At 42.6% G+C, this 12,393-nt stretch carries 13 protein-coding genes; 6 read left to right on the top strand and 7 right to left on the bottom strand.

The features are described 5' to 3' along the window. The first annotated feature begins 115 nt into the window (after positions 1–115). The 3 genes from suhB to MSG37_RS13765 all read left to right on the top strand — a co-directional run bounded on the left by suhB (position 116) and on the right by MSG37_RS13765 (position 2,187). On the top strand, positions 116–916 hold the full coding sequence (suhB, locus tag MSG37_RS13775; protein ID WP_248471232.1) for an inositol-1-monophosphatase: 801 nt from the start codon (positions 116–118) through the stop codon (positions 914–916). A gap of 408 nt (positions 917–1,324) precedes the next feature. Next, on the top strand, positions 1,325–1,735 hold the full coding sequence (locus tag MSG37_RS13770; RefSeq protein WP_248471231.1) for a phosphate-starvation-inducible PsiE family protein: 411 nt from the start codon (positions 1,325–1,327) through the stop codon (positions 1,733–1,735). A 155-nt stretch (positions 1,736–1,890) separates the two neighbouring features. Further along, positions 1,891–2,187 (top strand): PilZ domain-containing protein, encoded by a 297-nt coding sequence (locus MSG37_RS13765; protein WP_248471230.1) that lies wholly within the window; start codon positions 1,891–1,893, stop codon positions 2,185–2,187. 191 nt (positions 2,188–2,378) lie between these two features. Here MSG37_RS13765 and MSG37_RS13760 read toward each other — a convergent pair whose 3' ends face one another. Further along, positions 2,379–2,633: a YecH family metal-binding protein gene (locus MSG37_RS13760; RefSeq protein ID WP_248471228.1), complete on the bottom strand. Its 255-nt coding sequence runs from the start codon at positions 2,631–2,633 to the stop codon at positions 2,379–2,381. 188 nt (positions 2,634–2,821) lie between these two features. On the opposite strand from MSG37_RS13760, the gene MSG37_RS13755 reads away from it, so the two are divergent. The 3 genes from MSG37_RS13755 (at position 2,822) to MSG37_RS13745 (ending at position 6,955) form a co-directional block, all read left to right on the top strand. Continuing rightward, positions 2,822–4,495 (top strand): sensor histidine kinase, encoded by a 1,674-nt coding sequence (locus tag MSG37_RS13755; RefSeq protein WP_248471227.1) that lies wholly within the window; start codon positions 2,822–2,824, stop codon positions 4,493–4,495. Positions 4,496–4,497: 2 nt separating this feature from the next. Further along, positions 4,498–5,208 carry a two-component system response regulator BtsR gene (gene btsR, locus MSG37_RS13750; protein WP_248471225.1) on the top strand — a complete coding sequence of 237 codons (711 nt, stop codon included), beginning with the start codon at positions 4,498–4,500 and terminating at the stop codon, positions 5,206–5,208. A 310-nt stretch (positions 5,209–5,518) separates the two neighbouring features. Next, positions 5,519–6,955, top strand: coding sequence for a carbon starvation protein A (locus MSG37_RS13745; protein ID WP_248471224.1), 1,437 nt, complete (start codon positions 5,519–5,521; stop codon positions 6,953–6,955). Positions 6,956–7,067: 112 nt separating this feature from the next. Here the strand turns inward: MSG37_RS13745 and MSG37_RS13740 are convergent, their stop codons facing one another. The 6 genes from MSG37_RS13740 to secD form a co-directional block, all read right to left on the bottom strand. Beyond that, the gene (locus MSG37_RS13740; protein ID WP_248471223.1) at positions 7,068–7,616 is read right to left on the bottom strand and encodes a YaeQ family protein; all 549 of its coding nucleotides are present in this window, start codon (positions 7,614–7,616) and stop codon (positions 7,068–7,070) included. Positions 7,617–7,712: 96 nt separating this feature from the next. After that, positions 7,713–8,624 carry a bifunctional precorrin-2 dehydrogenase/sirohydrochlorin ferrochelatase gene (locus MSG37_RS13735; RefSeq protein ID WP_248471222.1) on the bottom strand — a complete coding sequence of 304 codons (912 nt, stop codon included), beginning with the start codon at positions 8,622–8,624 and terminating at the stop codon, positions 7,713–7,715. A gap of 35 nt (positions 8,625–8,659) precedes the next feature. Further along, positions 8,660–9,022, bottom strand: coding sequence for a rhodanese-like domain-containing protein (locus MSG37_RS13730; RefSeq protein ID WP_248471221.1), 363 nt, complete (start codon positions 9,020–9,022; stop codon positions 8,660–8,662). Next, a complete protein-coding gene (locus MSG37_RS13725; protein WP_248471220.1) occupies positions 9,022–9,339 on the bottom strand; it encodes a DUF2007 domain-containing protein in 318 nt (105 codons plus the stop codon). The genes MSG37_RS13730 and MSG37_RS13725 overlap by 1 nt, the downstream gene beginning before the upstream one ends. 229 nt (positions 9,340–9,568) lie before the next feature. After that, positions 9,569–10,516, bottom strand: a complete 948-nt coding sequence (gene secF / locus MSG37_RS13720; protein ID WP_248471219.1) for a protein translocase subunit SecF — start codon at positions 10,514–10,516, stop codon at positions 9,569–9,571. Between the two features lie 12 nt (positions 10,517–10,528). After that, complete coding sequence (gene secD, locus MSG37_RS13715) at positions 10,529–12,379, bottom strand: protein translocase subunit SecD (protein ID WP_248471218.1); 1,851 nt, start codon at positions 12,377–12,379, stop codon at positions 10,529–10,531. Between the last annotated feature and the right edge of the window lie 14 nt (positions 12,380–12,393).

The raw sequence follows: 12,393 nt of genomic DNA, 5'->3' as shown, positions 1-12,393 counted from the left end.
ACCACAAGCGACCCATTTTGCTTATACAAAAATCAGCATTTGATATAACGGTCAAATAGAGTATAATCCGCCTCCGATAATTTATATCCGTTCTTTTACATCCAGGGGATTTGCAATGCTTCCAATGCATACCATTGCTGTGCGCGCTGCTCGCGCTGCCGGCCAAACGATTTTGCGCGCCTATGCAGAACTAGACCGAGTTGAAGTCAGTTCAAAAGGCATTAACGACTACGTGACTAACGTAGACAAGGAAGCTGAAGCTGCAATCACGTATCAGATCCGTAAATCTTACCCAGACCACACTATTATTGGTGAAGAAACTGGTGAGAATAAAGGAACAAACAAAGATTACGTATGGATTGTTGACCCTCTGGATGGCACTAACAACTTCGTAAGAGGTATTCCTCATTTTGCTGTTTCTATTGCTATGCAATTCAAAGGCAAAACTGAAGTCGCTGTTGTTTACGATCCAATCCGTGATGAACTGTTCTCTGCTGTACGCGGTAAGTTTGCAAAACTTAACGATTTCCGTATCCGTGTTGCTAACAAAGATTTGGACGAAACTATTATTGCTACCGGTTTCCCATTCAAAGCTAAACAGCACACTGAAACTTACATGAAGTTATTTGCAACTGCATTCACTCAGTCTGCTGACGTACGTCGTGCAGGTTCTGCAGCTCTTGATCTAGCTTACTTAGCTGCTGGCCGTGTAGATGGTTTCTTCGAAATCGGTCTAAAGCCATGGGACATCGCTGCAGGCGATCTGATCGTGCGTGAAGCTGGCGGTACTGTTACTGACTTTACTGGTAACCACAACTACCTAGTTTCTGGCAACATCGTTGCTGGTTCTCCAAAGACGACTACAGCATTAGTTAAGTCTTTCCGCCCATTATTGAGCGAAGCACTTAAACGTTAATTTACGTTTAAGATGAAAACCGCCTAAGGGCGGTTTTTTTATATGCTTTTTTCATCAAGCTCATATATCACATCAACTAATACGCGATTAATACCAATCAGCATAAACTCTTGCTCGCTCATTAATCGGCATGTCTCAACAGACAGTTCACCAAATTTGCAATTTGTGGCCTAAACACTTCCCCTTTAGCGTAACTTTAAATTCGATACATTTGATTTTAAAGCATTTAAATATCAGACAAACCGTTATCAATTTAGGTGAATCAAAAACATATCACTTACAATTTGTATTTATTTACGATTCACCAAGAAAAATATCAAACGCAATTGTGAATAGCGTCACATCGATAATGTCACATTTTTTTGATTTGCTGATACCCTTTATCAAACGACTGCAGTAGGGAACATCATGGATAAAATGTATCGAAAATATGGCATTACCAGTATTAAGGCCATAGAACATCTAGTACTTATTATTATTGCTATCGCCACGGTTGTTGCGATTGGCCAAGAGATCAAACATATTTTTGATGTAGGTGCCGTTGCACTTGCGGATCTACTTCTACTGTTTATTTACCTTGAAGTACTAGCAATGGTGTCTCACTATGCCGAATCAGGTAAATTGCCGATCCGCATGCCGCTGTACATCGCCATCGTTGCCCTAGCCCGTTATCTAATTTTAGACATGAAAGCCATGGATGACTGGCGAATAATCGCCATTTCCTTGTCGACATTAGTGCTAGCAGCAACGGTAATTGTGATCCGTTGGGGACAACTAAAACTGCCTTATCCTCGCCCTAGAGACGAAGACGAAAAGTAGACACGTTATAAACGACAAGCCCAAAGCAATGCTTTGGGCTTTTTTGTCTCCAGCGTTCAGACAGTTTATGATGAAATTTCTCATTGAAGTCATTTACTATTAATATCGACAGTTGCCAGTAAGAGATAAACTGATAGATGCAAGGATAACCGCTCATGGAAAATTATAGAGAAGACAGGCGCAAATCGGCTCGCGTAGATATGGAGTCAGAAAGGGTCATGATTAGCATACAAAGCGAAGTCGATGTTATAACCAAGCCAGCAGCCGCTCTTTGCATTGACCTATCTCGTATGGGAGCATTATTGCAATGCACACAATCAATGCCTTTAGGTACATTAATTGCCGTGACATTTAATCCAGATATGGATAATCAAAATATTGTAAAAGGCCAAGTTTGCCGCTGTAAACAGTTGGCGGATTCGAGTTTCCAAGTGGCTTTACAACTGATTTAATGCCGTTGATTAAGCATCAATAAGGCTTGAGTATGCTTTTACTATTACAGCTCTAACTCATTACATCAGCAATTTTGTCGGTATAACTCTTATACTTCATGGCTGATGGCTAAAGTCTGCCCGTAGCATCTATTCATAAAACAAGTTTTTAAATTAGATAAAAAAAGCCTGCAGTAGCGGGCCATATAAATTTAATGATTACAAATGCGGTCTGCGGCAATTGCAATGCCATCATCAAAATGAATAAACTTGCCTTTCTTTTCTAAGAACTCAATTAAAGCGTCAGCGTCCATCTCAGATGCAGAACAAGTATGATAAAGAGCTTGCTCACCAAAGGTTTGGTGCATCAATGATTTCAATGCTTCTTTAGTTAACGACTGCCCATGTGCAAGCATAAGCTCCATTACCTTGTGACCATGAATTGAATCAAGTGTTAGCTCAGACATTTTGTTAATCTCATTAAGGTGTATATATTAAACGCCTTATACGCCATATTGCTGTTGAAAACTTTGATCTGCTTGGCAGTCATGCCAAAACGGCTAAAATTATCTAGGTAGATTGGACTAAGTGAGCTTATATTAATTTAGCTATACACCACTAGATAACCGCCAGCAATTTAGCCTGTGAGCCTTGCATGTCACTAATATTACTTCTAACTCAGCAGATGAGCCTTTATATGGTGATCGTTTATCTAATGAGTAAGACTCCGCTATTCAAAGTATTTACTGAAGCCGCTACTCGCCTGCCCCATAAAGTCTATATCTACTTTATCTTTTCTGGCTTTTGCGTCATGGCAACCTACTTTGGTGAGCAAACTAATGATGCTATTGCTAATACCCGAGCAATGGGCGCAGTGTTAGGCGGCTTGCTTGGTGGCCCCGTTACCGGCTTTTTTGTCGGACTCACTGGTGGATTACACCGTTACAGCATGGGCGGTTTTACCGATCTAGCCTGCGCGATTTCTACAACACTTGAGGGCTTATCTGCGGGACTATTTAGCTATTACCTGCGCCGTATCGGCCAACAAGAGTTAATTTATTCTCCGTTGATGGTATGCATAGTTACCTTTGCGGCAGAGGTGATGCAAATGCTGATAATTTTATCGGTAGCCAAACCTTTTGATGAAGCCTGGATCTTAGTCCAACAAATAGCTTTACCTATGCTGCTTATCAACTCTGTTGGTGCGGCGCTGTTTATGAGTATTATTCGCGATCAAAAAGCCATGTACGACAAGATGTCATCAGTGTTTTCAACACAATCTTTACGCATCGCAGAGCGCAGTGTCGGTATATTATCAACAGGCTTTACCCAAGAGGCCAGCAAGCAAGTTGCACAAATAGTTATTGAAGAAACTAAAGTGGGCGCGGTCGCCATTACTGACACTGAAAAGCTGCTGGCATTTTGCGGCATAGGTGACAATCACCATATCGCCGGCACGCCGATATCTTCAAAACTCACTCAAGATGCGATTGAGCAAGATAAAGTGATGTTTGCCGATGGCGTCAACACGCCCTACTCTTGCTCTATCTCAAAAGAGTGCCAATTAGGTTCATGTTTAGTTATTCCCCTGCGCTCTGATGCGGAGGTGATAGGTACCATTAAACTTTACGAGCCTAAGAAAAAGTTATTTTTAAATATTAATCGCAGTTTAGGTGAAGGCTTAGGCCGCTTGTTGTCAAACCAAATTCTGTATGGTCGCTTTGCAGCGCAGCAAAGCTTACTCACTCAAGCTGAGTTAAAGCTATTGCAGGCGCAGGTGAATCCGCACTTTCTGTTTAACGCATTAAATACGATTGCGGCAATTATCCGCCGCGATCCCAACACTGCGCGCCAGCTCATTCAAAACCTATCGCAGTTTTTACGCATAAACTTAAAGCGTACCACAGGCCTTGTATCACTGGCTGATGAGCTTGAGCATATCGACTCCTACTTAACCATTGAAAAAGCGCGCTTTATCGATAAGTTAACCGTCAACATTGAAATTCCAGAGTCATTGCAACAATGCAAGTTACCAGCATTTACTTTGCAGCCTATTATTGAAAACGCGGTTAAACATGGCATCTCTAACATGCTCGATGCAGGTGTGATAGTCGTTAAAGGTGAACAATTAGCAGATGACACCTTATTGTTGTCTGTAACAGATAATGCCGGGCTTTACTCGCCCACAACAGACAGCGAAGGCTTAGGTATGAACATTGTCGATAAACGCATTCAAAATATATTTGGCCCTCAATATGGAGTCTCCATCGATTTTGAGCCAAATATTTACACTACAATCAGTATTCACTTACCGAATATGGGATCTTAACCGTGATTAGTTGCATTATCATTGACGATGAACCCTACGCTAGAGAAGAAATTGCGATTTTACTTGAGAACGAGCCAGATTTTGACATTGTGGCGCAGTGCAGTAATGCAATCGAAGCAATTCAAGCAATCACAAAACTCAAACCTCAACTGATATTTTTAGACATTCAAATGCCAAAAATATCCGGATTAGAGTTAGCCGCCATGCTCGATCCTGATGACATGCCAAGGATCGTGTTTGTCACTGCATTTGACGAGTACGCTATTACCGCATTTGAAAAGCAAGCCTTCGACTATTTACTCAAACCTATCGATGATAATCGCTTTACTAGTACTTTAGCGAGATTACGTAAAGATCTTACTCCTAAAGCACTTGGGCCTATCATCAGCGAGAAGCTAGCGCACATTCCCTGTTTTTGTGGCAATAAACTCAAAGTAATCGCCACTGATTCAGTACAGTATATTTATAGCGATATGAGCGGCGTCCATGTAGCAACAGCAACAGAGCTTGTGCACACCCATATGACACTGAGGGTACTCGAAGAAAAAACCTCACTTATCTATTGCCACAGGCAGTATTTAATTGCACCGACAGCAATTGCAGAAATTGAAGTACAAGATGCAGGTGCCGAAGTGACTACTCGCTCCGGCGCAAAAGTTCCAGTGTCACGACGCTACTTAAAACAACTCAAACAACTATTTGGCTTTCAATAAACAAAAACCATACTCAGTTGTTTCAACCCAAGTAGTTAAACGCAACGACTGCAATGAATTAAATTTAAGTTCCAAAGACACTTATTAAGCCACAGCTCCTGCAAAGGCAAAGCTCTGATCTCACAGCGCAACGATAAGCTAGCCAGCTGTTATTTGATTTTCAGTAGGCTTAAGCTTGGTGCGCTACAACCACTAACAACGCCATGCTGCCGCTTAACTAGAGAATTTAACCGCTCAGTCAGTTGCCACTTCCAGACGTCATAAATATCTATACACTCGCGACCATTCTAAGTTTGGAGAGTTAATAATTATGACGTGGTTTTTCCTTTGCGTCGGTCTGTTGATCGGTGGTTATTTCATTTACGGTGCATTTGTCGAAAGAGTTTTTGGCATCAATGCCAAGCGCCAAACCCCGGCATTTACAAAGACTGACGGCGTTGATTATGTGCCAATGTCAAAAGGTAAAGTGTACTTAATTCAGTTATTGAATATCGCTGGTGTGGGTCCTATTTTTGGTCCAATTCTTGGTGCGCTATACGGTCCAGCAGCCATGTTATGGATTGTACTTGGTTGTATCTTCGCCGGTGCTGTTCACGACTATTTCTCTGGTATGTTGTCAGTTCGCAACAACGGTGAGTCAGTACCAAGCCTTGCTGGTAAATACCTAGGTAAAGGCGCTAAGCACTTTATGAACGTATTTGCCATTATCCTATTGCTACTTGTTGGTGTGGTATTTATCTCAGCTCCTGCAGGTCTACTTGGCAAGCTAACCGGTTGGGATGTGAGCATCTTCGTTGGTATTATCTTCTGCTACTACTTAATTGCGACTATCGTACCAGTAGACAAGATCATTGGCCGCCTATATCCATTCTTTGGCGCGCTATTGGTATTTATGTCTGTAGGCTTAACTATCGCCTTAATCGTTTCTAGCGAGCATAGCCTATTACCTGGCGTTGAAGTGGGTGACTTCCTAACAAATCTTAACCCGAATGATATGCCACTATGGCCAGCACTGTTTATTACTATTGCCTGCGGTGCTATTTCAGGTTTCCACGCAACTCAGTCTCCGCTAATGGCACGCTGTGTTGAAAATGAATCGAATGGCCGCTTTGTATTCTTCGGCGCTATGATTGGTGAAGGTATTATCGCGTTGATCTGGTGTGCTATCGCACTTTCATTCTTCGGCGGTGTTGAAGGACTAAACGCAGGTATGGCAGGCAACCCTGCAAACGTGGTTTATGAAGCATCTACTGGGTTACTCGGCGTTGTAGGCGGTTTCTTAGCGGTATTAGGTGTAATTGTATTGCCAATTACGTCTGGTGATACAGCCTTCCGTAGCGCTCGTTTAATCTTGGCTGAGTTTTTCAAAATGCCTCAAACCGAACTACCAAAGCGTTTGATGTTTGCTATCCCATTATTCGCTGCTGGTGCAGTACTAACTCAAGTTGATTTTGGTGTGATTTGGCGCTACTTCGGCGTGGCAAACCAAGCGACTGCGGTAATGATGTTATGGACAGCATCAGCTTACTTACTACGTCTAAATAAATTTCATTGGATCTGTACTATTCCAGCCATGTTTATGACGACTGTGGTGATTAGCTTTATGCTTAGCTCACCTACATTAGGTGCAGGTCTTCCAATGACCTTGTCTACTGTAGCAGGTGTGGTATCAACCTTAATCGTTACCGCTCTAATCATGCTTAAGACCAAGGGCAAAGGTGATATTGAAACTGCTGAAGAGGCTTAGCAGTTTCACCTCTACGCTATAACAATAAAAAGCCAGTCATTTGACTGGCTTTTTATTTTATTCTTTGTATTCAAGCTTACCTTAATAAAACTTTTTAAGTTCTATTAACAGGTTATTCTTGCAGACCTTTTAGTAACTCAGGTTCTACAAGTACCGAGTTATCATTATCAGAGATCCAGATCTGGCCTTCGCAAATATTGAACTGCAATGCCATATTCCGACCAACAAGTTGCCCCATGGCTTTTACTGCTTCTTCAGGTATATTCCAAATCGTAAGATTATCATAACGCTCAAGAGTCGCTTCATTTTGCTTCCACCAAATCGGCACACTACGACCACCATAAGTGATCAGTTGCACTTGTTTAGCGCGACCGCAAGCTTTGCGTAACCATTTCTCATCACTTTGGCCGAACTCAACCCATAGGTTAATTTCATCTGATAATGACTTGTCCCAAAGCTCAGGTTCATCATCAACACACAAGCCCTTACTGAATGTCAGTGAGTCACTGGCGTTCATAGCAAAAGCTAGCAATCTCACCATCATACGCTCATCTGTTTCAGACGGGTGTTGTGCTAGAGTTAATTGATGATCTTGGTAATAACCGCGATCCATATCAGCGATTTGAATTGCGACTTTAAATACGGTTGCTTTAAGTGCCATGAGAATATTCACAAATTAATTTGCGGCAAGTTTACCTTAATTTCGTCTATCAACACATAATCTGAGTTCTAAAAAGTCAACTCATCAACGATGGCGCTAAAGCCTGCCTGGTTTGAGGTATTTGGCGTTAGGAAATTGCTCTGCTAAATCGTTGATTTCATCAACATTGCCAAAAACTAAGCATGACTCCCCTTTAGCCAACTGTGCTTCTATGCATTTTGTATCGAATTGACTGCTTATACTCGCATCCCTTCTTAATAGCTCATTCAGCTCGAATGGCACATCTAGGCGTGAGTAAGTAACTTCAATCTTTTGTAGATAGGGCATGGCGCCAATAGGCAATAACTTAGGATCTGTAGTTGTATCAATTAGCAATAACTCTCCACGCTGCTTACTAATTGTAAAACTAGATTGATAGTGTTTTTCAGTACTTTCGTCATAGCGAGTATCGTTTCGACTGAAGAACTGCTCCCAAAATACCCTTCTTTGCTTAAATACCGGCAGTCGCTGTTGTACTTCGCCTCTACGCTCGGCAATAAAATCAAACAATGGAGTAATAGATTGTGGTAACCAGGATTCTAATCGAGATCTGAGCTCACGAGCATACACAGGGGCTGCGCCAGCGGTACTGATGGCGATTTGTAAACGTCCTCGATCAACGATAGAGGGAGTAATAAAGCGGCAAAACTTGGGATTATCAACCACATTAGCCCAAATGCCTTGCTCTTGTGCAAACACCGCAAGCTGTTCATTCAGCGCTGTATCGGCGGTGCAAAGATAGAGTAAATCACAATCTTTAATATCGCTTTGCTTAATGCTGCGCTGTTCGAGCGATATGCGCCCTGACTGAACATAAGCTTGGGTGTCTTGACATACATCAAGCGCAATCACTTTGATGTGCGCTTGTGTACGGCTAAGTAAATCCAGTTTACGGCTGGCAACATCGCCCGCACCAACAACCAGAACCTTGAGTGATTGAGTATCGACAAACAGCGGAAAATATTGCATCTATAGTGACACCTTAACGACAAGTTACGACTCGTTTAGTCGTGTTCTATCGGCAATTGTCGCTCAAGCCATGCCTTATAACCACCTGTTAATGATACGACTTTGCTATAACCCATAACTTGCAGGTTATACGCTGCCAATGCCGAGCGATAACCGCCACCACAATAAAGCACTAATGGTGTTTGTTTGTCGGCAAATAAGGTTTCAATATCTCGCTCAATAATGCCACGCCCTAAATGCTGAGCATTGGGTAAATGCCCATTTTGCCACTCAGAATCCTCTCTAACATCGAGTAATGTCCAAGCTTGCATAGCTTGTTGATACTGCTCAACCGTTACTTCTGTCACTTGAGGAAGAATGCTTTCTACAAGCGCTAAAAAACCTGGGTTATGTTTCATTAACTGTATTTCTCACTGCGTTCGGCGCCGCAATTCCAGCAGAGCTCGAAACTCGATTCATTCACTTCATGACAGCTCACACACTTCCATTGTGGACACTGCGCATCTAAAGAAGCCATTTGTGTTTTAGCGAGTTCATATTGGCTTTCAGTCACCCAAAGCTCGACGTTTTGAATGCCTGTAGGTAACTCACCAACGCCGCCTAATAAGGCTTCACCTCTGATCTCAACTTGCACGCCACTCGATTCTAACATACCTTTCCAAGTATGAGCTTCCAGCAGATTCCCCGTTGCGACTAAACGTGTTTGCTCTTCCATGTCATTCCTTACTACTTATGCGCGTTTGGCCTGATTAAGATAATGGTGAAATAGAACTACATGCTACTGCTAAATCATCCAGCCTGTCGAGCGCTGTTTTTTCGAACAACACACTACACCAACTTAAGCCTATTTTAATAGTTTTTTAAGCTAACGAAACAATTAGTTCAAGCAGATCGCAAGCATAAAAAAAGCCACCCTTGGGTGGCTTTCTATTTATACCTTAAAACTAAGGCATCAATGCATCTTGATCTGCACCTTCTTTTTCGATTTCTACTGGCATCATGTGCTCACGATTGATCCCTAACTTAATCGCTAAGAAACTTGCTACGTAGATTGAAGAGAAAGTACCAACAAAAATACCCATTAGTAGTGCAGTAGCAAAACCGTGGATCATTGTGCCGCCTTTTAGGAATAAGGCGACAACCACAACTAATGTTGTACCTGTAGTAATAATAGTACGGCTCATGGTTTGCGTGATTGAGATATTCACAACTTCTTCCGGCAAGCTCTTACGCAACTTTAAGAAGTTTTCGCGAATACGGTCAAATACTACGATGGTATCGTTCAGCGAGTAACCGACAACGGTTAATAAACCCGCTAATACCGTTAGGTCAAACTCAAGTTGTAATACCGAGAATACACCTAAGGTCACGATGATATCGTGCGCTAGTGCCGCCACAGAACCTAATGCTAAGCGCCATTCAAAACGGAAAGACACGTAAATTAGAATACAGATCAGTGCAACTAAAACCGCAAGGCCACCTTGCTCTGCAAGCTCTTTACCTACTTGTGGTCCAACAAACTCAACACGCTTTTGGATCACTGAAGCATCAAGCTGAGTCACAGCTGCCATTACGTCATTAACTTGATCTTCACTTTTAAAGTCATCTTTAACAGGAAGACGAATAAGCACGTCACGACTAGAACCAAAGTTCTGTACCACTGCACCGCCAACCGCTTCAGTCACAAGACTGCTGCGCACAGCGTTAAGATCAGCAGGTTTTGAAAACTCAAGCTCGACAACCGTACCACCGGTAAAGTCTAAGCCCCAGTTAATCCCTTTCGTTGCTAAACTTGCAATCGACCCCAGCACCAATACAGCAGAGAAAATACTGATAGGTAGTGCGTGGCGTAGGAAGTTGACTGTACTTTTAACATTTAATATTTGTAACATTATCAACGTCCCTTAAATAGATAGTTTCTTCACACGCTTACCACCCCAAATCGCGTTCACGATTGAACGTGTTCCCACGATGGCAGTAAACATCGAAGTGGCGATACCAATCATCAAGGTAACAGCGAAACCTTTCACCGCACCAGTACCAACAGCAAATAGAATTAATGCTGTCATAAAGGTAGTGATGTTTGCATCGGCAATGGTTGAAAACGCGTTGCCATAACCTTCATGAATCGCTTGTTGTACGCTACGACCGTTACGAAGTTCTTCACGAATACGTTCGTAAATCAGTACGTTACCGTCAACCGCCATACCTACAGTCAATACCATACCAGCAATACCCGGTAGAGTAAGTACAGCACCTGGGATCATAGACATAACGCCCACAACCATCACCAAGTTAGCTGTTAGTGCAAGGTTTGCGATTAGACCGAAACCACGGTAGTAAACCAACATGAAGATAAGTACTACAGCCATACCCCAGATCATCGCTTGCATACCGTTTTCGATATTTTCTTGACCTAAGCTTGGACCAATTGTGCGTTCTTCAACAATATAAACAGGCGCAATCAAGGCACCTGCACGTAGCAATAGTGCTAGATTTTGTGCTTCAGCATGTTCAAGGCCAGTAATCACAAAGTTACGACCTAAACGTGCTTGAATCGTCGCAACAGAGATAACTTCCTCTATCTTCTTCATCTTCACGCTACCATCAGCATTCTTTTCACCGGTATCTTTATACTCGATAAATAGCGTTGCCATTGGGTTGCCGATGTTGTCTTTAGTGACATTAGAGAAGATTGAACCACCTTTTGCATCAAGGTTAATTGATACTTGTGGACGACTATATTCATCAAAGCTTGGCTGTGCGCCTTGAATATGGTCACCGGTCAACATAACTGTTTTCTTCAATACAACAGGGCCACCACTGCGGCGCTGATAAAGCTCAGAACCGGCTGGAACTCGGCCACTCATTGCTGCTTGAACGTCAGCTTTTTGGTCAACCATGTGGAATTCGATAGATGCTGTTGCGCTTAAAATTTCTTTAGCACGAGCAGTATCTTGAACGCCCGGTAACTCAACGATAATTCGCTCAGCACCTTGACGCTGTACAACAGGTTCAGCCACACCTAACTCGTTAACACGGTTACGCAGTGTAGTGATGTTTTGCTGTAGCGCTTCTTCTTTAACTTGCTTTAGGTAAGTTTCACTTGGATTTGCAACAAGAACATAGTCTTCGCCAACAGTTTTGTCTTGGAAGACCATGTCGTTGCTGCGAGACTTAAGAAAGCTTTCAGCTTTAGCTAAAGTCTCAGCATCGCGGAATTTAATCTCGATGCCTTTGGCGCCGTTGCGAATACCCGCGTAGCGAATTTTCTCAGCTCGTAAATCAGTTCTAAAGTCTGCGACTTTGGCTTCGGTCATCTTACGAATCGCTTCACCCATGTCTACTTCCATTAAGAAGTGCACACCACCGCGTAAGTCCAAACCTAGCTTCATTGGTGAACCACCCATGGCTTCAAGCCACTCAGGTACCGCTGGTGCTAAGTTTAATGCTACGGTGAACTTGTCGCCTAACGCCTCACTAATAGCTTCTTTAGCAATTAATTGCTCTTCACCATTATTAACACGTACTAACAACTGACCATTTTCAAGCTCGGAACGCTTTACAGCGATACCTTTGCTTTTTAATACATCATTTACTGTCGACATTGTCGACGCTGAGACCTCGGCTCCTCGTGTGGCAACCACTTGAACTGCATGGTCTTCACCGAAAAGGTTTGGTATCGCATAGAATGCACCGGCGGCGATAATTAATATCACCATCAGGTTTTTCCACATCGGGTATTTATTCAACACGCCATTGCCCTCTT

The organism is Shewanella sp. 1CM18E, from assembly GCF_023161665.1.
Taxonomy (GTDB): domain Bacteria; phylum Pseudomonadota; class Gammaproteobacteria; order Enterobacterales; family Shewanellaceae; genus Shewanella.
The sequence above is the reverse complement of the archived record's forward strand: the minus strand, read 5'-3'. Positions and strand labels throughout refer to the sequence as shown.